The following is a 19,254-nucleotide window of genomic DNA, read 5'->3' as shown; positions in this document are numbered from 1 at the left end:
CTTGGCGCCTTCGGGCCTTGCTTCACGAAGTCTCAGCCCAGCTTCGCCAGCAGCCGCGCATGGCTGCGCGCGCCCTGGTGGAAGCAGCGCAGGTCGAACTTCTCGTTCGGGCTGTGCACCTGGTCGTCCTCCAGGCCGAAGCCCATCAGCACGGTGTCCAGCCCCAGCACCTCCTGCATCGAGGAGACGACGGGGATGGACCCGCCGCAGCCGATCATCGCTGCCGGCCGGCCATATTCATCGGCCAGCGCGGCGCGCGCCGCCTGGACGAAGCTGCTGTCCGCCGGCACCTCGATCCCGGGGCTGGCCCCGCCACCCTGGAAGGTGGCGGTGGCATCCGCCGGCAGGCGGGCCTGCACGAACTGCCTGAAGGCCTCGAACACGCGCTCGTGGTGCTGGCCGGGCACCAGGCGAAAGGTGATCTTGGCGTGGGCCTCGCTGGGGATGACGGTCTTGCTGCCGGGGCCGGTATAGCCGCCCCAGATGCCGTTGATGTCGGCCGTCGGCCGCGCCCACAGCCGTTCCAGCGGCCCGCGATCCTTCTCCCCCACCGGCACCGAAAGCCCGATGGCGCCGAGGAAATCATGCTCGGAGAAGCCCAGCGCCTGCCATTGCGCGCGGAGCTCGGGCGAAAGCTCCGGCACGCCGTCATAGAAGCCCGGCAGCCGCACGCGGCCATTGGCATCGTGCAGGTCGCCCAGGATCTTCGTGATCAAATTATTCGGGTTCAGCGCGCTGCCGCCATACATGCCGGAATGCAGGTCCCGGCTGGCCGCCTTGATGTCCAGCTGCACGAAGCACAGGCCACGCAGGCGGGTGGACAGCGCCGGCGTGTCGATGTCCCACATGCCGGTGTCGCTGATGATGGCGACGTCGGCGCGCAGTTCATCGGCATTCGCCGCCATGAAGGGGGCGAGGTTGGGGGAGCCGATTTCCTCCTCGCCCTCGATCACCGCGGTGATGGCGCAGGGCGGGCCGCCGGCCACCTGGTGCCAGGCGCGCAGCGCCTCGATCCACATCAGCACCTGGCCCTTGTCGTCCACCGCGCCGCGGGCGACCACACGCGGGCCGTTCGGGCCTTCCGTCAGCACCGGCTCAAAGGGCGGGCTGGCCCAGAGCTCCAGCGGGTCCGGCGGCTGCACGTCGTAATGGCCGTAATACAGCAGGTGCGGCTTGCCGCCGCCGCCGGGCCCGGGATGGTGCGCCACCACCACCGGGTGCCGCGGCGTCTGCCGCAGGCTGGCGGTGAAGCCGAGTTCCAGAAGCTGGTCGCGCACCCATTCGGCGGCGCGCACGCAATCCGCCGCATGGTCCGGCTGCGCCGAGATGGAGGGGATGCGCAGCCACTCCACCAGCCGCGCCACGGCCGCGTCGCGCCCGGCGTCCAGGGTGGTCAGAAGCTGTTCGGTCAGGCTCATGCACGGTGCTCCAGGGCGCGGCGGATCAGGGCGAAGGCGGTGGCCACCGTGGTGGCGCGGATCGCCGTGCGGTCGCCGGGAAAGATGTGGCGCTCGGCCAGGGTCGGCGCACCGGGCAGGGCGCAGGCCAGGTGCACCAGCCCCACCGGCTTCGCTGCGCTGCCGCCGGTCGGCCCGGCGATCCCGGTGCAGGAGACGGCGACGGAAGCTCCCGATTCGCGGCAGGCGCCTTCCGCCATGGCGCGCGCCACCGGCTCGCTCACCGCGCCCAGGCTGTCGATCAGCGCGGCGGGCACGCCCAGCATCCGGGTCTTGGCCTGGTTCGAATAGGTGACGAAGCCGGCCAGCATGACGGAGGAGAAGCCGGGGATCGCCGTCAGCGCCGCGGCGATCAGCCCGCCGGTGCAGGATTCGGCGGTGGCGAGCGTCAGCTCCCGCGCCTGGAGCTGGACCAGCAGGCGTTGTGCGTCCTCGAGCGTGGAGGGGGGCAGCATCAGGCAAGCACTCCGGGCAGGGCAGCGTGGAAGGCCAGCAGCAGCAACGCGGCGATCGCGCCGGCGATCATGTCATCCACCATCACCCAGAAGGGACCGGATTGCCGATCGGCCCAGGAGATCGGCCAGGGCTTGGCGATGTCGAACAGCCGGAACAGGGCGAAGGCGGCCAGCGCGCCGGGCAGGGTGGCGGAAGGCAGGGCGGCCAGCGCCAGCAGCATGCCCGCCGCCTCATCCGCCACGAACCAGCCGGGATCCTCGGCGCCGCCGCGCAGCACCTCGCCGGCCGCCCACCAGCCGGCCAGCAGCGCCAGCAGGGACAGCGCCAGGCAGGGCAGGGGGCCGAGCCACAGCGCCGGCAGCACCACGGCGGAGCCCCAGGTGCCGGGGCCCGGCCGCAGCCGGCCGGCGCCCGCCAGCGTCGCCACGAACAGCGCCGGCGTCATGCGATGCGGTCGAGGAAGGCGTCGAGCGCGGCGACCGCGGCCGGTTCCTCCAGCGTCGGGCAATGGCCGGTGGCGGGGATTTCGGCGAAGGCCATGTCCGGCCGCGCCGCGCGCATGGCGTCGGCGGTTTCGCGCGACAGCAGGCCGGAAACCTCGCCACGCAGCAGCAGCAGGGGCGCATGGGCCAGCGCGCCGAAGGCGGGCCAGAGGTCGGGCATCGGGCCGCCGGCGCCCATGGCCCGGGCGATGCGGATGTCCCAGCGCGGATGCCAGGCGCCATCGGGGCCGGGGCGGAAGGTGCGGGCGGCGAAGCGCTGCCAGGCGGGCGCATCCATCACCAGTGGCGGCAGCCGATCCTTCAGATGGGCCACCGCCGCGTCGAGCCCCGGCAGCGCCGGGTCGCGGCCCACCAGGTCCTGCACCGACTCCAGCCCCACCGGCTGCAGCACCGGGCCGACATCGTTCAGCACCACGCCGGCCAGCACGGTCGGCCGGACCACCCCCAGCACCATGCCCAGGATGCCGCCGAAGGAGGTGCCGACCAGCACGGCGCGGTGGCAATGCAGTGCCGCCATCGCGTCCAGCACGTCGCGCAGGCTGTCCTCGATGCCGTAGCGTGAAACCTCCCGCGCCCGGGCGCTTTCGCCATGCCCGGCATGGTCCAGCGCCAGCACCCGGCGGCGGCCGGCATGGCGCGCGGCGAGGTCATCGAAATCCTCCGCGCTGCGGGTCAGGCCGGGCAGGCAGAGCAGCGGCGTGCGGTGCTCCGGCCCCGGATGATCCAGCGCCGACAGCACCAGGCCATCCCGCGCGGTGAAGGCGATGCGGCGGGCGCTCATGGCCGGCCGGCCATCAGCGCGGCCAGCGGGTGCGGCAGCCCCGCCGTGGCGGCGTTGCGGGCGCGATAGATCACCACGTTCTCGATCACCCGCTGCACGTAGTTGCGCGTCTCCCCGAAGGGGATCTGCTCCATCCAGTCCAGGATATGCGGCCCGTCCGGCTGGCGCGGGTCGCCATAGGTGCCCAGCCACTGCACCACGCGCCCGGGGCCGGCATTGTAGCCGGCGGCGGCCAGCGGCATGGCGCCGTCGAAGCGGCCGAGCATGTCGTTGATGTAGGCGCTGCCGAGGCGAAGGTTGTGCGCGGCGTCGGCGGTCAGCATGGCCGTCGAATGCGGCACGCCGAGCCGCCGCGCCACCCCCGCGGCGGTGGAGGGCAGCAGCTGCATCGGCCCCCGCGCATTGGCCGAGGACACGGCCGAGAGATCGAAATTGCTCTCCTGCCGGGTGATGGCGTTGACCAGCGCCGGCTCCGCGCCATCGGCCGGCGTCGGGTAGGGGGTGGGCCAGCCATCCTCCAGCAGCATCACCCCATCCGCCCCGGCGCGGCGGGCGATCCACACCGCATGGTCCGGCCGGCCGATGGCAACGCCCAGCCGCGCCGTCAGCCAGCGATCCGCCGGCTCCGCCGCCAGCTCCTCCAGCCGCAGCAGGAAGATCCGGGCGCGGTCGGACTGGCCGAGATCGGCCATGGCGATCACCGCCCGCACCAGGTCGCGGCCGAGGAACTGCGCCGCCACCGGCTGCGACGGCGCGGCGGAAGGCACGGCGGCGATGCGCGCGGCGAGCTGCGCCGGGCTCTCGCCGAGCGAGAGGCTGGCAAGCTGGCCGTAGAAGGCGACCGGCAGGGCGGCGGCTTCCCGCCATTGCGCCTGCGCTTCCGCCGTGCGGCCCATGGCGGAGAGCGCCGCGCCCTGCCAGAAGGCGCTGCGGGCGCGGGTGATGACGCTGCTGCTGTCCTGGCCCACCCTGGCGAAATGCTGCCGCGCCCGGTCCGGCTGGCCCAGCTTGCGCAGCGCGAGGAAGCCGGCGAGGAACTCGCCTTCGCCGCGCGGCTCCCCGGGCTCCGTCTGGCCATGGGCGGCGGCGATGCGATAGGCGGTGGCGGCATCGCCCAGCCGCAGCAGCTTGCGCGACAGCACCTGGCGTTCCACCCAGATGGCGCGGGCGGCATCCGCCGACAGGCCCTGCTGCAGGGGCTCCGCGGCGATCCAGGTGGCGGCGGCGTCCGCATCGCGGTCGGCGCGGCGCTGCTGGCGCGCCACTTCCAGCGCCGCGCCGATGTCGCGGATCGCCGAGGGCGGCTCGGCACGCGACGAGGCAGCGGCCAGGCGGGCTTCGATGATGGCGCGGCGCGTGGCGTCCAGCAGTGGCATCATGCGGGCGGCGGCGCCGGGCTGGCCGTCCCAGAATTGCCGGTCGGCGCGCTGCCAATGGTCCTCCACCGTCAGCAGGCCGCCGTGCCGGGCCAGAAGGCCCTGTTCGGCGAAGCCGTCACCGGCGGCGTCCCGCCAGCCACGGGCGAGCGCCGCCTGCGCCTCCGCCGGGCGGCCGGCGCGCAGCAGGGCGGCGACGTAGCGATCCAGGCCCGCAAGCGTCCGCGGCGGGGCGCGGCCGAACTGGCGAAGGGCCAGCGCATCGTCCGGCTCCGCCACCAGGGCTTCCTCGGCGCGCATGGCGACGCTGAGGGGGAAGGGCCAGTCCGGGTTGGCATCCAGCCAGGCGACGATCTCGGCGGCGGAGGCGCCGCCCTGGCGGTTCTGCACCCGGTTCCACACCACCAGCTTGCGCACCACGGGATCGGCGGCGAGCGAGAGGCTGTCGGCTTCCAGGAACTGGTTGCGGCGCACCGCCTCCAGCGCCGCGCGCCCGGCGAGGCGCGCCGATTCGCTGGCCCATGGTTGCGCGGCGGCAGGCGGGCCCTGCGTCAGCGGGGCCAGCAGCAGAAGGGGGAGGAGGCGGCGGGCGAGGTGCATGGATCCATCCTAGCCGAAAATCCGCGCCAACTCGCGCCCTTGTCGCAAGGGGGGCGGGCCATTAGGTTGCTCGGCCCAACGCAACGCACGGGATTGGCAGCAGAACATGTTCAGGGGATCGCTCGTGGCGCTGATCACGCCCATGCAGGCCGATGGCTCCCTGGACGCCAAGGCTTTTTCGGATTTCGTCGCCTGGCAGATCGCCGAAGGCACCCAGGGCCTGATTCCGGTGGGCACCACCGGCGAAAGCCCGACGCTGAGCCATGCCGAGCACCACCAGGTGGTGGATCTGTGCATCGCCGCCGCCGCCGGCCGCGTGCCGGTGATCGCCGGCACCGGATCGAACAGCACGGCGGAGGCCGTCGACCTCACGCGCCATGCCAAGGCGGCGGGCGCCGATGCGGCCCTGGTGGTGACGCCCTACTACAACAAGCCGACGCAGGAAGGGCTGTACCGCCACTTCATGGCGATCGCCGATGCGGTCGACCTGCCCCTCATCATCTACAACATCCCGCCGCGCAGCGTGGTGGACATGAGCGTGGAGACGATGGCGCGGCTGGCGAAGCACCCGAACATCGTCGGCGTGAAGGATGCGACGGCCAACCTGACGCGCCCGCTGCACACCACGGCTGCGATCGGCGCCGAGTTCTGCCAGCTGTCCGGCGAGGACCATACCGCGCTGGCCTTCCTGGCCGCCGGCGGCCATGGCTGCATCAGCGTCACCGCCAACATCGCCCCCCGGCTGTGCCGGGCGATGCACGATGCCTGGGCCGAGGGCCGGGTGCAGGACGCGATGGCGATCCAGGCCCGCCTGACCCCGGTACATGACGCGATGTTCTGCGAGACCTCCCCCGGCCCGGTGAAGTTCGCCGCCAGCCTGCTCGGCCATGGCACGGATTTCTGCCGCCTGCCGATGGCCCCGGTGGCGGAGGCGACGCAGGCGCGCGTGCGCAGCGCCATGGCCGGGGCCGGCCTGCTGAACTGATGGCGGAACCCCGCAAGAAGGGCCTGATCAGCCACGGCATCGCCGCGCAGAACCGCAAGGCCCGGTTCGACTACAAGATCGGCGAGGAGATCGAGGCCGGCGTGATGCTGGTGGGGCCGGAGGTGAAGTCGCTGCGCGCCGGGCGGGCCACGCTGACCGAGGCCTGGGCCGGCGAGCGCGACGGGGAGATGTGGCTGTTCAACTGCTACATCCCCGAATGGCAGGCCGGCAGCCATGTGGCGCAGTTCGAGCCGCGCCGCCCGCGCAAGCTGCTGCTGCACCGCAAGCAGGTCAAGGAACTCGCGAGCAGCGTGGCGCGGGATGGCGTGACGCTGGTGCCGCTGGACATCCACTTCAACGACCGCGGCGTGGCCAAGATCCTGATTGGCGTGGGCGAGGGCAAGAAGAAGCACGACAAGCGCGCCGCGATCGCGGAGCGCGACTGGTCGCGCGACAAGGCCCGGCTGATGCGCAACCGCGGCTGAGGCGCCCCGGCCGAGACCGGCCCCTCGACAGCCGCGCGAAAGCCCGGCCATCCTCTTCGCCTCAGGCGACAGGGGATGGGATGATGCTGCGGGCAGGGATCATGGCGCTGCTGCTGGCCGGATGCGTCGCGGCACCGCCGGCGTCCAGCCCCGCCGCGCTGGAGCGCGACCTGCTGGCCATCCCGGTCCCCGGCACCGGCCAGGCGATCGCCGCCCGGCTCTGCCGGCCGGAATTGCCGAGGACAGGTCCGGTGCCGCTGGCGGTGATCAACCATGGCTCGCCCGCCGATGCCGCCGCCCGGCCGCGGATGCGCCCGGCGGCCTGCGGCGCGGAAGCCGTGCGCTGGTTCACGGACCGCGGCTTCGCCGTGCTGCTGCCGCTGCGGCGCGGCTACGGCGTCTCCGGCGGCGCCTGGGCCGAGAGCAATGGGCGCTGCGCGGCGCCGGATTTCGCCGGGGCGGGGCGGCAGGGGGCGCTGGATGTCGCCGCGGCGGTGGAATACGGCCGCCGGCTGCCGGGCATCCGGCCGGAAGGCGTGCTGGTGGTGGGGCAATCCGCCGGCGGCTGGGCGGCGCTGGCACTGGCGGCGGACCGCCCCGAAGGCGTCGCGGCGGTGATCGCCATGGCCCCCGGGCGCGGCGGCTGGGCCGGCGGGCAGCCTGGCCGCAACTGTGCGCCGGAGCGCCTGGTGGCGGCGGCCGGGGAGTTCGGCCGTTCCGCCCGCCTGCCGGTGCTGTGGGTGGCCACGGCCAATGACAGCTTCTTCAGCCCGTCGCTGGCCGCTGCCATGCAGGACGCCTTCACCCGGGCCGGCGGCCAGGCGGCGCTGGTGGCGTTGCCGGCATGGGGGGCGGATGGCCACAGCCTGTTCTTCGGCGCCGGCGGCAGCGCCACCTGGGGCCCGATCGTCGAGCGCTTCCTGCGCAGCCACGGCTACGGCGCGCGCCAGACCTGACCTATTGCAGGCTGCCCCAGCGCGTCGTCGCCGGTTCCGCCGCCGCCCATTTCCAGCCCTCACCCTGGCGGCAGGCGGTGGTCAGGAACCACTGGCCCTCGCCCTGCACGCGGAACAGCGCCTCCCGACACTCGGCCAGGGCGCTGTCGATCACCCGCACCAGCCGGACCTCACCCTCGCGGTTGCCGAGCGGAATGCCGTGGCGCACCGCCCAGGCGCCCGGCAGCCCCTCAGCCGCCGGCACCGGCGCGCCGATCGCCGCCGCGATCGCGTCCTGTTCGGCCTGCTGGCGACGGCGCATCACCACCTGCAACCCGGCGGAGACGCCGGCACGGACGCTGATGCCGATGGCGAAGCCCAGCGCCGGGTTGCTGCTGGCCAGCGCCGCGCCACCGCCGGCCACCGCGCCGGTCACATCCGGCAATTGCGCGCAGCCGCCGAGCGCCGCCAGGCCGAGCAGCCCCAGGCGTCTCATTGCAGGCTGCCCCAGCGCTCCGTCGCCGGTTCGGCATTCGCCCAGCGCCAGGTCTCGCCATCACGGCAGATTGTGGCGGTGTAGAAGCGCCTTCCGGGGGCGGCGCCTTCCGCCGCCGGCGGATCGGCCACGGAGAACACGATCTCCTTGCAGTCCAGCGCGCCGGTGGCGATGCGACGGGTGACGGTGACCTGCCCGGCCTCGTCCGGTTGCAAGGGCACCAGGTGTTCCACGGACCAGGGCGCCACCTCGCCCACCGCCAGCGGCCCGGCCGCCGCGGCGACGCGAAGCTGGGTGCCGCGCTGGGTGCGGCGCTGCGCATAGTGCAGCCCGGCCCGCGCCCCCGCCTGCACGCCCAGGCCGATGCCGGTGGTGGCCGCGGCGCTGGTGCCCACCGCCTCCGCCAGGCTGGCACTGCCCACGCCGGCGGCGGCGCTGGTGCCTTCGGAAAGCAGGGGCCCGCAGCCGGGCAGGGTGGCGCCGAGCAGCAGGAGACAGCCGATGCGGGTCATGCCGACCCGGATGGCGGCTTCCGCGGCGGGCCGCAACCGGGTGTCGCGGGTCGGATCGTTCGACGCGCGAGATGGTGACCGCCCCCTTGCATCGCGCCGCCGCATCGGCACCTATCGAAGGCGCAGGAGACCGCGATGGCCGAGGACGAGGACATCCCGCTGACCGGCAAGGTGCGGGAGAAGCTGGTGGAGACCAAGCAGGGCTGGGCCCGCGACGGCCGCCTGCTGACCGGTACCACATCCACCCCGGAGGCCGACCGCCTGCCGCCGGGCCAGCGGCTGGTGACGGATTTCCCCGTGCTCGACCTGGGCGTGCAGCCGGATGTGAGCCGCGAGAAATACCGGCTGCGCATCGAGGGCCTGGTCGCCGCCCCGCTGCGCCTGACGCTGGACGAATTCCTGGCCCTGCCGCAGGCGCGGCGCCGCAACGACATCCATTGCGTGACGCAGTGGTCGCGTTACGACAATGAGTGGGAGGGCGTGCCGGTGGCGGCGCTGCTGGCGCTGGCCCGGCCGAAGGAGGAGGCGCGCTTCGTCGCGCTGACCAGCTATGACGGCTACACGACGAACCTGGCCATCGAGGATTTCGCCCGGCCGGAGAACCTCGTCGCCCATTCCTGGGCAGGTGCCCCGCTGGAGCGCCAGCATGGCGGGCCGCTGCGGCTGGTGGTGCCGCACCTGTATTTCTGGAAGAGCCCGAAATGGCTGACCCGGGTCGAGCTGCTGCGCGAGGATCGGCCGGGCTTCTGGGAGGTGCGCGGCTACCACAACCGCGGCGATCCCTGGATGGAGGAACGCTATGGCTGAGTTTTCGCGGCGCAGCCTCCTCGCCACGCCCCTGCTGATGGCGGCCGGGCCGGCGCAGACCGTGTTCGACTTCCGGCTGGAGGCGCTGGAAGGCGGCCCGCTGGCGCTGGCGGAATACCGCGGCCAGGCGCTGCTGGTGGTCAACACCGCCAGCTTCTGCGGCTTCACCCCGCAATATGAGGGGCTGCAGGCGCTGCATGACCGCTTCGCCGGGCGCGGCTTCAGCGTCATCGGCGTGCCGTCCAACGATTTCCGGCAGGAAAGCACGGATGCCGCGGCGATCCGCAGCTTCTGCGAGACGGTCTACGGCATCACCTTCCCGATGGCCGGGCTGACCACGGTGCGCGGACCGCGCGCGCACCCGCTATTCGCCTGGCTGGCGGCCCGCGGGGGCGGCGCACCGCGCTGGAATTTCCACAAATACCTGGTGGCGCGGGACGGGCGGGCGGTGCGTGCCTTCGCCACCGCCACCGGACCGACGCATCCGGACCTGCTCCGGGCGGTGGAGGCGGCGCTGTCCGGACCGGCGCTGGGCTGAGTGAGGCCGACCCTTGGCACGAGTCTGCAACTCCGGCGCGACAGCTTCGTTGTCCCGTGGTCGTGAACCAAGGGACACCCCCATGAACAGCATCGTCTACATCGTCGGCGCCGTCGTCATCGTCATCGCCATCCTGAGCTTCCTCGGCCTGCGCTGACCGGGCTGGGGACGTGGCGTGCCGCGTCCTCTCCCACCCTTCACCAGCGGCGCCAGGCGCGCCGAGCCAGCCAGACCGCCCCCACCAGCCCGCAGGCCAGGCCGCCGAGCGGGACGAGGGTGAAGGCCACACCCATGGCGAAGGCGCCTTCGCGCTGCGAGACCCCGGCAAGGTCGCCGATCACCAGGGCGAGCACGCCGATGCCCAGCCCGCCCAGGACGGCGGCGCCCAGGAAACCGCCCAGCCCCCGAGCCAGCGCGTGCCCGAGCCGCGTCGGCCGCGCACCCTGCGCGGCACCGAGGGCCGCCGCCGCCAGCGCCACGCCGCCCATCACCCCCCACAGCGGCAGGTCCGAGGACCAGAGGCTGGTAGGCAGCAGCAGGTCCCGCACCACCATATAGGCCAGGAAGCCGGTCGGCAGCCCGACCAGGCTGCCGAGGACCGCGCCCAGGACGGCACGGCCGGCGGAGCCCGATCTCCGCCGGCCAGGCTGGCCGCTTTCCCGCATGGCGTACCCCCGATCGGTCAGGCGAGGAGGGGCAGGATCGCCCGCACCACGGATTCGAACATCTCGGTCGTCAGGCGGCCGGTGTTCGTGTTGTAGCGGCTGACATGGTAGCTGTCGGCGAGGACCACGCCATCCGGCAGCGCGTGCTGGGCGCCATGGGCGAATCGATGGCGGGCGGCGGGGATGCGGTGGCTTTTCAGCAGCGCGTTGTGGGCGACGAGGCCCAGCGCCAGCACCACGCGCAGGTTCGGCATCGCCAGCCGCTCGGCCAGGACGAAGCGGTTGCAGGTGGTGACCTCCGCCGGCGTCGGCAGGTTCTCGGGCGGCACGCAGCGCACGGCATTGGCGATCCGCACGCCCTGCAGTGCCATGCCGTCCTGCGGGTCCTCCCGATACGCCCCCGTGGCGAGCCCGTATTGCAGCAGCGTCGCGTAGAGCAGCTTGCCGGCATGGTCGCCGGTGAAGGGCCGGCCGGTGCGGTTCGCCCCGCGCACGCCGGGTGCCAGGCCCAGCACCAGCAGCCGCGCCTCCGGCGGGCCCCAGCAGGGCACCGGGCCATTGTGCCATTCCGGCCATTTGGCGCGGTTCTCCTGCCGGTAGGCGACGAGGCGCGGGCAGAGCGGGCAGTCATGGCCAGGGGTCTCGGCCGAGGATCGGAGCAAGGCGTGGTCTTTCGCGGCTGCGGCTCGTAAAGCGCCGACCATGATCCTGATCGCCCTTGGCGCCAACCTGCCCGGCCCGGATGGGCGCGACGCGCTGGCCACCTGCCGCGCCGCCGCCGCCCTGCTGGATGGCCTGCCCGGCCTGCGGCTGCGCGCCCTCTCCCGATGGTATGCCACCGCCCCGGTGCCGCCGAGCCCGGAGTCGCCGGATTATGTGAACGGCGTCGCCCGGCTTTCCCGCCGCCCTGGCGCCGCCGCGCCGGACCCGGCGGCGCTGCTCGCGGCGCTGCAGGGCATCGAGCAGCGCTTCGGCCGGGTGCGGCCCTATCCCAACGCGCCGCGCACGCTGGACCTGGACCTGATCGACCTGGAGGGCGCCCTGCGCGAGGCACCGGACCCCATCCTGCCGCACCCGCGCGCCCATCTGCGCGGCTTCGTGCTGGCGCCGCTGGCCGATGTGGCACCGGCCTGGGTGCATCCCCGCCTGGGCGCCCCCGTGGCCGCGCTGCTGGCGGGCGCCGAGGCCGCCGGGGTGCGGGCACTGGGCTGACCGCGCCTTGCAAGAGGCGGCCCGGCTGGCTACATGGAGCGCTCACCATAGGGTGGGGAGGGGAGTCCCGCGCGCATCGCCAGCGCCTCGGGCCGACCCGTACTGTCCCCCCGCATCGGGATTGGAGCCGCCATGGCGCGCGTAACCGTCGAGGACTGCATCCTCCGCGTCCCCAACCGCTTCGAGCTGGTTCTGCATGCGGCGCAGCGCGCCCGCAACATCAGCCGTGGCGAGGAACTGACCGTCGACCGCGACAACGACAAGAACCCGGTCGTGGCGCTGCGCGAGATCGCCGACGCCACCGTGGACCTCGACCTGCTCCAGGCCGACCTGGTGAAGTCGCTGCAGCGCGCGCCGGAGCCGGAGCCGGCGGAGGAGGAGGTGCTCGACCTCATCGCCACGGATGAGAACATCTTCGGTGTCATGGACGTGAACGAGGAGCAGATCGGCGAAGGTGCCGGCCTGGAGGACCTCTCGCCCGACGACATCGAGGCGGCGATCGCCGCCGAACTGGGCGGGAAGCGCTGACGCCTGGCGGCCCGCGCGGGGCGCCTCGCGCCCCCGCACCCAAGGCCACGGCCGCCCGGACATGGCTTCGGGCGCGCCGCCGATGAACACGCCCGACGCGCCCACCGACGCCTCGCTCACCGGCATCGCGATCGATCCGGCGCCGGTGGCACCCGCCGCGGTGGTCGCTTCCCTCCCGCCGCCCGGGGAGACGATCGGCCAGGAACTTGCCCGCCTCGTCGCCGCCTATGCGCCGCGGGCCGATACCGCCCTCGTCGAGCGCGCCTGGATCACCGCCACCGCCGCGCATGAAGGCCAGAAGCGCGACAATGGCGACCCCTACATCATCCATCCCGTCGCCGTCGCCCGCACGCTGATCCAGTACCGGCTGGACGCGGCCTCCATCGCCACCGCCCTGCTGCACGATGTGGCGGAAGACACCAAGGTGGGGCTGGCGGAGCTGGAGAAGCGCTTCGGCCGCGAAGTCGCGCGGCTGGTCGATGGCGTCACCAAGCTGACGCGCCTGGAACTGCAATCCGAGCGCACCAAGCAGGCGGAGAATTTCCGCAAGCTGGTCCTGGCGATGAGCGAGGACATCCGGGTGCTGCTGGTGAAGCTGGCGGACCGGCTGCACAACATGCAGACGCTGCATTTCGTCCCGCAGGAAGCCCGCCGCCGCAAGACGGCGCGGGAGACCATGGAGATCTTCGCCCCGCTGGCGGAGCGCATCGGCATGGACGCGCTGAAGACCGAGCTGGAGACGCTCGCCTTCCGCGAGCTGGAGCCGGATGCCAGCCAGTCCATCGTCGCCCGCCGCGGCTTCCTCTACGGCCAGGGTGCCGATCTGATCGCGGAGATCCGCGCCGACCTGCAGCGGGTGCTGGAGGAAGCCGGCATCGACCTGCTGGAGCTGACGGGGCGCGAGAAGTCGCCCTATTCCATCTGGCTGAAGATGCACGGCAAGAGCATCGAGTTCGAGCAGCTGTCCGACATCATGGCCTTCCGCGTCATTGTCCCGGACAAGGCCGCCTGCTACCAGGCGCTCGGCGTGCTGCATTCGGCCTATCGCGTCGTGCCCGGGCGGTTCAAGGACTACATCTCCACCCCGAAGACCAATGGCTACCAGTCGATCCACACCGGGCTGACGGTGCCGGAACGCCGCAACGCCAAGATCGAGGTGCAGATCCGCACGCGGGAGATGCATGAGGTCGCGGAATACGGCGTGGCCGCGCACTGGATCTACAAGCAGGGCGGGGAGGCGGCGCGCGACCAGCAGAAATTCCCCTGGGTGAAGGCGCTGCTCGAAATCCTGGAACAGGCCAGCGAGCCGCAGGAATTCCTCGACGCCACGCGGATGGAGCTGCATCGCGACGAGGTGTTCTGCTTCACGCCCAAGGGCGAGCTGATCGCCCTGCCGCGCGGGTCCACCTGCGTCGACTTCGCCTACCAGGTGCACAGCCAGGTCGGCGACCAATGCGTCGGCGCGAAGATCAACGGCCAGATCAAGCCGCTGCGCACGCCGCTCGAAAATGGCGACCAGGTGGAGATCATCACCGCCCGCGGCGGCACGCCCAACCCGCAATGGGCGCGCTTCGTCGTCACCGGCAAGGCGCGCGCCCGCATCCGCCGCTTCGTCCATGCCGAACAGCGCAAGCAGCAGCAGCAGGATGGCCGCGCCGCCATCGCCAAGGCGTTCCGCGCCGAAGGGGTGGAGTTCTCGGAAAAGCTGATGGAGCCGGCGCTGCGGGCGCTGAAGCAGACGAGCTTCGAGGAGCTGTGCCTGGTGGTGGCCTCCGGCGGCGCCACCGCCAAGGACGTGCTGCATGCCGTCTATCCGGAGCTGCGCGGCCCGCCGCGGGCGGCGGATTCGCTGCCGCTCGCGCGGTCGCGCCCGCGCGCCGTGCCGCTGGCCAAGGGCGGCTTCAAGCGCGACGTCACCATGGGCATCACCGGCCTGGTGGCGGGGATGGAGGTGCATTTTGCCGGCTGCTGCCATCCGCTGCCGGGCGACCGCATCCTCGGCATCGTCACCACCGGCAAGGGGGTGACGGTGCACAAGACGGATTGCCATAACCTGTCGGGCTTTGCCGAAAGTCCCGAGCGTTTCATCGACATCGACTGGGACTATGGCGGCGGGCCGGGGGTGGCGCATACCGGCCGGATCGACGTGGTGACGGTGAATGACCGCGGCGCGCTGTCCGCGGTGACGGAGGCGATCGCGCGGCAGGAAGGCGCCATCGAGAACATCCGCATCGTCCATCGCGGCCCGGATTTCCAGGAGATCGCGGTGGATGTGGAGGTGCAGGATCTGCGCCACCTCTCCAACATCATCGCCGCCGTGCGGGCCTTGCAGGGCGTGGCGCAGGTGGAGCGCTCCAAGGGGTGATCGGTGGCGGGGGCCGGGGGATGCGGCGGGCCTTGCGCTTCCGATGGCCGCTGCCGATGGCCGCAGGCATCGCGGCGGCGAGCACCGGAGGGCTGAATCGGATGTGGCGGGCATGATCATCGGGCTGGGAAGCGACATCATCGACATCCGCCGGATCGAGCGGGTGCTGGGGACGTATGGCGAGCGGTTCCTGGCGCGGATCTACACGCCCGCCGAACGGGCCAAGGCGGAGCGGCGGACGGACTCGATTCGCGCCGCCACCTACGCCAAGCGCTATGCGGCGAAGGAAGCGGCTTCCAAGGCGCTGGGCACCGGGTTCCGGGCGGGGGTGTTCTGGCGCGACCTCGGTGTGGTGAACCTGTCCTCCGGCCAGCCGACCTTGCGCATGACAGGCGGTGCCGCGGCCCGGCTGGCGGCCATCACGCCCCCCGGCCACGCCGCGCAGGTGGCGCTGACCATGACGGACGAATTCCCCTACGCCCAGGCGATGGTCATCATCACGGCCGTGCCGCTGCCGCGGATCGGCGGGGGCTGATGCGCATTCCTTGACAGGTTGCACCCGGTCGCGCTCTATCCCGACCCGCAGCGACGCGTCCGACATTTGGGGCGTCCGACGAGGATGCCCGCGAAAATTCCCACCATGGCCAAACAGAAGTCGGGCGGCTGGCTCGAGTCCATCAAGACGGTGCTCTATGCGGGGCTGATCGCGATCGGGATCCGCACGGTGGCGTTCGAGCCGTTCAACATCCCCTCGGGCAGCATGATTCCCACGCTGCTGGTGGGCGACTACCTGTTCGTCTCGAAATATTCCTACGGTTATTCGCGCCATTCCATGCCGTTCAGCCCGGCGCTGTTCGAGGGCCGCCTCTTCGGCAGCCTGCCGGCGCGCGGCGATGTCGCCGTGTTCAAGCTGCCGCGGGACAATTCCACGGACTACATCAAGCGCATCATCGGCCTGCCGGGCGACCGCATCCAGGTGCGCGCGGGCGTGCTCTACGTCAACGGCCAGGCGGTGCGCCGCGAACTGGTCGGCCCCTACACCGTGGAAGGCGATGGTCCGCGCCTGGTGGTGCGCGAATATCGCGAATTCCTGCCGCCGGCGGCGGCGGGGGGCGAGGCGCGGATCCACTATGTGCTGGAGATGTCGGACGACCAGCCCTTCGACAACACCCAGGAATACCGCGTGCCGGAAGGCCATGTCTTCGCCATGGGTGACAACCGCGACAACAGCCTGGACAGCCGGGCGCAGAATGCGGTGGGCTTCATCCCGGTGGAAAATCTGGTGGGGCGGGCGGAGTTCATCTTCTTCTCCGTCGATGGCACCGCCCGCTGGTGGGAGGTCTGGGCCTGGCCGATGGCGATTCGTTGGAGCCGCCTGCTCAGCGCGGTGCGGTGACCACCCCGAAGGCGGCGGCCGAGACCGCCGCGGAAGGCGAGGCGACGGCCGCCCTGGCCGCCCGCCTGCCGCACCGCTTCGCGCGCCCGGACTTGCTGCACCATGCCCTGACCCACCGTTCCGCCGCCGATCCGCGCCGGCAGATGCTGGACAGCAACGAGCGCCTGGAATTCATCGGCGACCGCGTTCTGGCCCTGGTCATGGCCGAATGGCTGGCGGAGCGCTTTCCGCAGGAACGGGAAGGGGACCTCGGCAAGCGGCTGGCCGTGCTGGTGGCGCAGGACAGCCTGGCGCGGGTGGCGGTGGCGCTGGGCATCGGCCCGGCGCTGCGGGTGACGGCGAATGAGGAACGCAGCGGGGTGCGCAAGCGCGCCTCCGTGCTTTCCGACGCGCTGGAGGCGCTGCTGGGCGCGCTGTACCTGGATGGCGGGCTGGAGGCGGCGCGGTCGCTGATCCGGCGGGAATGGGATGCGTTGCTGGAGGGCCCGGTGCGGCCGCCGGTCTCGCCGAAAAGCCGGCTGCAGGAATGGAGCCTGGGCCGTGGCCTGGGCCTGCCGGACTACATCATGATGTCCTCGACCGGCCCCTCGCACAGCCCCGTCTTCGTGGTGCGTGCGCTGGCCGCGGGGCAGGAGGCGGAGGGCATGGGCGACAACAAGCGCGCGGCGGAACAGGATGCGGCCGCCAAGCTGCTGAAGCTGCTGGGGGCCGCATGAGTGAGGTTGCGCAACCCGCGGAGCCCCGCCGCTGCGGCCTGGTGGCCGTGGTGGGGGCGCCGAATGCCGGCAAATCCACCCTGGTGAATGCGCTGGCCGGCAGCAAGGTCTCCATCGTCTCGCCCAAGCCGCAGACAACGCGCTTCCGCATCCGCGCGGTGGTGATGCAGGGCGCGGCGCAGATCGTGCTGGTGGACACGCCGGGCATCTTCGCCCCGCGCCGGCGGCTGGACCGCGCGATGGTGGCGGCCGCCTGGGGGGGCGCGCAGGATGCGGACCTGGCGGTGCTGATCGTCGATGCGCGCGCCGGGCTGACGGATGCGGTGCGGGAGATCGCGGAGAAGCTGAAGCAGGGCGGCCGCAAGGTGATGCTGCTGCTGAACAAGGCCGATCTGGTGGACCCGCCGCGGCTGCTGCCGCTGGCCCAGGCGCTAAACGAGATCCTGTCCTTCGAGGAGACCTTCATGGTCTCCGCCCTGAAGGGGAAGGGCCTGGACCGGGTGCTGGCGGTGCTGGCGCAGCGCATGCCCGAAGGCCCCTGGCTGTTCCCCGAGGACGACCTCTCGGACCTGCCGCAGCGCATGCTGGCGGCCGAGATCGTGCGCGAGCAGGTGCTGCGCCAGACCCATGAGGAAGTGCCGCACCACGCCACGGTCGAGACCGAAAGCTGGCAGGAACGCAAGGATGGCAGCGCGCGGATCGACGTGACCATCTATGTCACGCGATCGACCCAGAAGGCGATCCTGATCGGCGATGGCGGGGCCAAGGTGAAGGGCATCGGCCAGGCGGCGCGGCGGGAGCTGGAGGCGCTGCTGGAACGGCGGATCCACCTGTTCGTCAACGTCAAGGAACGTGCCGGCTGGGACGAGGAGCGCGGCCGCATCCGCGCGCTGGGGCTGGACGACCAGGGGTGAGGGTGGGGCCACCGGCCGGCGGCGGCATGGCGCCTCAGGCCGGCGGCGTCGGTCCGGCCTGGTGCGCCTTCAGGTGCAGCTTCAGGTCCAACAGGGTTTTCGCCACCACCAGCAGCGCCAGGATCGCCGTCGGCTCGCCCAGCGCCAGGGACAGCATGCCGCCCAGGATGATGACGAGGTGCAGCAGCACCACGCGGCCATAGGGCTCGACCATCAGCCCCTTGTCATCCGCCCTCCGCCATTCGCCCTCGCCCAGGAAGTTCACCACGAAGGACAGCGCGTGGCTGGCGGCCAGTGCCACGCAGGCCCACAGCAGCCCCTCCGGCGACAGCAGCAGGGCGGTGGCATCCGCCAGCGAGCCGCCGCGCGGGCCCATCAACGTCGCCACGAAGACGCCGTGCCCCAGGGCGAAGCCGCCATAATGGACGGTGAAGAAGGGGATCAGGAACAGCATGATGAAGCGCTGCCGCAGCACCAGCGCGCTGGCCATGCGCAGCAGCTGCAGCCCGCCGATGATGAGGTTCTCCGCCCAGAACAGCAGCACCAGCTCGTAGCTGGACCAGATGCCCAGCAGCGCCCCGCCCAGCGGCACCAGGTTGGCCAGGACCAGGGCGGCGGTGGAGGCGGCCAGCGGCAGCCGCAGCGCGGTGAACATCGCCCTCGCCCTCTCCCGGCTTCCCAGCCGCCCGGCCAGCGCCCACCTTGTGCGGCGTGAGCATCGAATGGACCGCCCCCGCGATCATCCTCGACATCCGCCCGCATGGCGAGGGCGGGCTGATCGCGACGCTGCTGACCGAGGAGCACGGCCGCCATGCCGGCCTCGCCAAGGGCGGTGCCTCCCGCGGCCAGGCGGCGCTGTGGCAGCCGGGCAATCTGGTGGAGGCGCGCTGGGTGGCCCGGCTGCCGGACCAGCTGGGCGCGCTGAGCGCGGAGATGGTGCACCCCGCGGCGGCGCTGGCGATGGAGGACCGCCTCGCCTTGGCCGCGCTGCGTGCCGCCTGCGCGGTTGCCGAATCGGCGCTGCCGGAGCGGGAGGCGCATCCGCGCATCTTCCACGGCCTGGTCGCCTTCATCGCCACCCTGGCGCGCGGCACGGATCTCGCCCTGCCCGACCTGGTGCGGTGGGAGGCGGACCTGCTGGCCGACCTCGGCTATGGGCTGGACCTCTCGGCCTGCGCCGTCACTGGCAGCCGCGAGGATCTGGCCTTCGTCTCGCCGCGCAGCGGCCGCGCCGTCTCCCGCGCCGGGGCGGGGGAATGGGCGGCGCGGCTGCTGCGGCTGCCGCCCTTCCTGCTGGGGCAGGGACCCTCCGGCCCCGCGGAGTGGCGCGATGGGCTGCGCCTGACCGGGCATTTCCTGGCCCGCGATGTCTTCGGCGTGCAGCACCGCCCGCTGCCGGCCGCGCGGCTGATGCTGGCGGATATCCTGGCCGGGGAGCGAGCGGGGGACCGAGCCGCGGGAGCCGGTGGTTCAGGAGGCGGCAAGGAATTCACGCCACTGTGAGATCCTGTAACCCTTAAGGCTTCC

The 19,254-nt window shown here is 72.4% G+C and carries 23 protein-coding genes; 13 read left to right on the top strand and 10 right to left on the bottom strand.

Annotated features, from left to right (window positions below):
- Positions 1-32: 32 nt before the first annotated feature.
- Genes HEQ75_RS05850 through HEQ75_RS05830 form a run of 5 tightly spaced genes read right to left on the bottom strand, consistent with a single transcriptional unit; the run spans position 33 to position 5,173 of the window.
- Positions 33-1,418 carry a dipeptidase gene (locus HEQ75_RS05850; RefSeq protein ID WP_168028106.1) on the bottom strand — a complete coding sequence of 462 codons (1,386 nt, stop codon included), beginning with the start codon at positions 1,416-1,418 and terminating at the stop codon, positions 33-35.
- Entirely contained in the window at positions 1,415-1,912 is a 498-nt protein-coding gene (locus tag HEQ75_RS05845; RefSeq protein WP_168028104.1) for a CinA family protein, read from the bottom strand. Before HEQ75_RS05845 ends, HEQ75_RS05850 begins: the two co-directional genes overlap by 4 nt.
- A complete protein-coding gene (locus tag HEQ75_RS05840; RefSeq protein ID WP_168028102.1) occupies positions 1,912-2,358 on the bottom strand; it encodes a phosphatidylglycerophosphatase A family protein in 447 nt (148 codons plus the stop codon). Before HEQ75_RS05840 ends, HEQ75_RS05845 begins: the two co-directional genes overlap by 1 nt.
- Positions 2,355-3,197 carry an alpha/beta fold hydrolase gene (locus HEQ75_RS05835; RefSeq protein ID WP_168028100.1) on the bottom strand — a complete coding sequence of 281 codons (843 nt, stop codon included), beginning with the start codon at positions 3,195-3,197 and terminating at the stop codon, positions 2,355-2,357. Before HEQ75_RS05835 ends, HEQ75_RS05840 begins: the two co-directional genes overlap by 4 nt.
- A complete protein-coding gene (locus tag HEQ75_RS05830; RefSeq protein ID WP_168028098.1) occupies positions 3,194-5,173 on the bottom strand; it encodes a lytic transglycosylase domain-containing protein in 1,980 nt (659 codons plus the stop codon). Before HEQ75_RS05830 ends, HEQ75_RS05835 begins: the two co-directional genes overlap by 4 nt.
- A gap of 106 nt (positions 5,174-5,279) precedes the next feature.
- On the opposite strand from HEQ75_RS05830, the gene dapA reads away from it, so the two are divergent.
- From dapA to HEQ75_RS05815, 3 genes are all read left to right on the top strand, one after another.
- Positions 5,280-6,158, top strand: coding sequence for a 4-hydroxy-tetrahydrodipicolinate synthase (dapA, locus tag HEQ75_RS05825; protein ID WP_168028096.1), 879 nt, complete (start codon positions 5,280-5,282; stop codon positions 6,156-6,158).
- Positions 6,158-6,643 carry an SsrA-binding protein SmpB gene (gene smpB / locus HEQ75_RS05820; RefSeq protein WP_168028094.1) on the top strand — a complete coding sequence of 162 codons (486 nt, stop codon included), beginning with the start codon at positions 6,158-6,160 and terminating at the stop codon, positions 6,641-6,643. The genes dapA and smpB overlap by 1 nt, the downstream gene beginning before the upstream one ends.
- 83 nt (positions 6,644-6,726) lie before the next feature.
- Positions 6,727-7,599, top strand: a complete 873-nt coding sequence (locus HEQ75_RS05815; protein WP_209318367.1) for an alpha/beta hydrolase family protein — start codon at positions 6,727-6,729, stop codon at positions 7,597-7,599.
- A 1-nt stretch (position 7,600) separates the two neighbouring features.
- Here HEQ75_RS05815 and HEQ75_RS05810 read toward each other — a convergent pair whose 3' ends face one another.
- Positions 7,601-8,074, bottom strand: coding sequence for a hypothetical protein (locus HEQ75_RS05810; protein ID WP_168028083.1), 474 nt, complete (start codon positions 8,072-8,074; stop codon positions 7,601-7,603).
- Positions 8,071-8,586, bottom strand: a complete 516-nt coding sequence (locus HEQ75_RS05805; RefSeq protein ID WP_168028081.1) for a hypothetical protein — start codon at positions 8,584-8,586, stop codon at positions 8,071-8,073. The genes HEQ75_RS05810 and HEQ75_RS05805 overlap by 4 nt, the downstream gene beginning before the upstream one ends.
- A 135-nt stretch (positions 8,587-8,721) precedes the next feature.
- Here HEQ75_RS05805 and HEQ75_RS05800 point away from each other — a divergent pair, with 135 nt between their 5' ends.
- Together HEQ75_RS05800 and HEQ75_RS05795 are read left to right on the top strand one after the other, a co-directional pair.
- Entirely contained in the window at positions 8,722-9,393 is a 672-nt protein-coding gene (locus HEQ75_RS05800) for a sulfite oxidase-like oxidoreductase (protein WP_168028080.1), read from the top strand.
- A 37-nt stretch (positions 9,394-9,430) separates the two neighbouring features.
- Complete coding sequence (locus tag HEQ75_RS05795; protein WP_456237383.1) at positions 9,431-9,931, top strand: glutathione peroxidase; 501 nt, start codon at positions 9,431-9,433, stop codon at positions 9,929-9,931.
- 197 nt (positions 9,932-10,128) lie between these two features.
- On the opposite strand, the gene HEQ75_RS05790 is transcribed toward HEQ75_RS05795, so the two are convergent.
- On the bottom strand, positions 10,129-10,596 hold the full coding sequence (locus HEQ75_RS05790; RefSeq protein ID WP_168028076.1) for a hypothetical protein: 468 nt from the start codon (positions 10,594-10,596) through the stop codon (positions 10,129-10,131).
- 17 nt (positions 10,597-10,613) lie between these two features.
- Positions 10,614-11,258, bottom strand: a complete 645-nt coding sequence (locus tag HEQ75_RS05785; RefSeq protein WP_235961320.1) for a uracil-DNA glycosylase — start codon at positions 11,256-11,258, stop codon at positions 10,614-10,616.
- Between the two features lie 40 nt (positions 11,259-11,298).
- Here HEQ75_RS05785 and folK point away from each other — a divergent pair, with 40 nt between their 5' ends.
- The 7 genes from folK to era all read left to right on the top strand — a co-directional run bounded on the left by folK (position 11,299) and on the right by era (position 17,727).
- The gene (gene folK, locus HEQ75_RS05780) at positions 11,299-11,808 is read left to right on the top strand and encodes a 2-amino-4-hydroxy-6-hydroxymethyldihydropteridine diphosphokinase (RefSeq protein WP_168028072.1); all 510 of its coding nucleotides are present in this window, start codon (positions 11,299-11,301) and stop codon (positions 11,806-11,808) included.
- Positions 11,809-11,940: 132 nt separating this feature from the next.
- Complete coding sequence (rpoZ, locus tag HEQ75_RS05775) at positions 11,941-12,336, top strand: DNA-directed RNA polymerase subunit omega (RefSeq protein WP_168028070.1); 396 nt, start codon at positions 11,941-11,943, stop codon at positions 12,334-12,336.
- A gap of 82 nt (positions 12,337-12,418) precedes the next feature.
- Positions 12,419-14,701 carry a RelA/SpoT family protein gene (locus HEQ75_RS05770; protein WP_168028068.1) on the top strand — a complete coding sequence of 761 codons (2,283 nt, stop codon included), beginning with the start codon at positions 12,419-12,421 and terminating at the stop codon, positions 14,699-14,701.
- Positions 14,702-14,813: 112 nt separating this feature from the next.
- Entirely contained in the window at positions 14,814-15,236 is a 423-nt protein-coding gene (gene acpS, locus HEQ75_RS05765) for a holo-ACP synthase (protein ID WP_168028066.1), read from the top strand.
- 105 nt (positions 15,237-15,341) lie between these two features.
- Positions 15,342-16,097 carry a signal peptidase I gene (gene lepB / locus HEQ75_RS05760; protein ID WP_168028064.1) on the top strand — a complete coding sequence of 252 codons (756 nt, stop codon included), beginning with the start codon at positions 15,342-15,344 and terminating at the stop codon, positions 16,095-16,097.
- Positions 16,094-16,813, top strand: a complete 720-nt coding sequence (gene rnc / locus HEQ75_RS05755) for a ribonuclease III (protein ID WP_168028062.1) — start codon at positions 16,094-16,096, stop codon at positions 16,811-16,813. Before lepB ends, rnc begins: the two co-directional genes overlap by 4 nt.
- Positions 16,810-17,727, top strand: coding sequence for a GTPase Era (gene era, locus HEQ75_RS05750; RefSeq protein ID WP_168028060.1), 918 nt, complete (start codon positions 16,810-16,812; stop codon positions 17,725-17,727). Before rnc ends, era begins: the two co-directional genes overlap by 4 nt.
- 34 nt (positions 17,728-17,761) lie before the next feature.
- On the opposite strand, the gene HEQ75_RS05745 is transcribed toward era, so the two are convergent.
- Positions 17,762-18,382, bottom strand: coding sequence for a DUF6498-containing protein (locus HEQ75_RS05745; RefSeq protein WP_168028058.1), 621 nt, complete (start codon positions 18,380-18,382; stop codon positions 17,762-17,764).
- 62 nt (positions 18,383-18,444) lie between these two features.
- On the opposite strand from HEQ75_RS05745, the gene recO reads away from it, so the two are divergent.
- Positions 18,445-19,230 carry a DNA repair protein RecO gene (recO, locus tag HEQ75_RS05740; RefSeq protein WP_168028240.1) on the top strand — a complete coding sequence of 262 codons (786 nt, stop codon included), beginning with the start codon at positions 18,445-18,447 and terminating at the stop codon, positions 19,228-19,230.
- Positions 19,231-19,254: the final 24 nt, after the last annotated feature.

The organism is Falsiroseomonas selenitidurans (assembly GCF_012103215.1).
GTDB lineage: Bacteria > Pseudomonadota > Alphaproteobacteria > Acetobacterales > Acetobacteraceae > Falsiroseomonas > Falsiroseomonas selenitidurans.
The sequence above is the reverse complement of the archived record's forward strand: the minus strand, read 5'-3'. Positions and strand labels throughout refer to the sequence as shown.